1 protein-coding gene is annotated in these 301 nt (G+C 71.8%); it reads right to left on the reverse strand.

Annotated features, from left to right (window positions below; all coding sequences use genetic code 11):
• Nucleotides 1-216, reverse strand: a 216-nt coding sequence (locus DN069_RS34890) for an acyl-CoA dehydrogenase family protein (RefSeq protein ID WP_133260145.1), incomplete at its 3' end; no start/stop codon positions are given.
• Between the last annotated feature and the right edge of the window lie 85 nt (nt 217-301).

Here is a 301-nt window from a genome sequence, read left to right on the forward strand (position 1 = left end):
GTCCAGCAGCGACAGGCCGGGGCCGCCGAACTCGACCGGCATGTTGATGGCGTAGACGCCGGCGTCCATCGCGGCGCGGGTCAGTTCGCGGACCGTCTCGGCGGGCAGCGGGCCACCGGCCTGCTCGGACTGGTCCTCGTACCGCATCAGCAGCCGTGCGTACTCGGCGGCGCGGCGCTTGAGGTCGGCCTGCTCGGGGGTGTAGCGGAAGTCCATGGGCGGTTCTCCTGCATGAGCGGGGCGGGTGGGGGTCACGGTGAGACGAGCGGTGAACTGACGCGAACGGGTCAGGCGAGGACGG

This window comes from Streptacidiphilus pinicola, from assembly GCF_003258295.1.
Classification (GTDB): domain Bacteria; phylum Actinomycetota; class Actinomycetes; order Streptomycetales; family Streptomycetaceae; genus Streptacidiphilus; species Streptacidiphilus pinicola.